Origin of the sequence: Streptomyces sp. P17, from assembly GCF_032436805.1 — a bacterium.
In the GTDB taxonomy this organism is placed as follows: domain Bacteria; phylum Actinomycetota; class Actinomycetes; order Streptomycetales; family Streptomycetaceae; genus Streptomyces.
Genome location: NZ_JAVRBF010001602.1, coordinates 1 through 229, shown reverse-complemented (window position 1 = coordinate 229; position 229 = coordinate 1). Strand labels below are relative to the sequence as shown.

The 229-nt window shown below is 63.3% G+C and carries 1 protein-coding gene; it reads right to left on the bottom strand.

Going from position 1 to position 229, the window contains the following annotated elements:
* Nucleotides 1-229, bottom strand: a 229-nt coding sequence (locus tag RMT89_RS45805; protein ID WP_315889662.1) for a hypothetical protein, incomplete at both ends; no start/stop codon positions are given.

Sequence of the window (229 nt, the reverse complement as noted above, 5' to 3'; positions counted from 1 at the left end):
AGGCGATCACCACGTCGTTTTCGTGCTGAAGCTGGACGAGGGTGAGGATCTCCTGCATCAAAGCGCGACCAGCGAGCTTGCGCTCGTCGAAGCGCGTCCCGTTGACGGTCATCGTGAAGGCATCCCCACCCGTCGGATCGAGACGGGCGATATCCTTGGCAATATCGCCGATGCGGCGCGCCGAGAGCTCGATCTCGCGATCGGCGTCGCGAATTTGCCGGCGGATCGC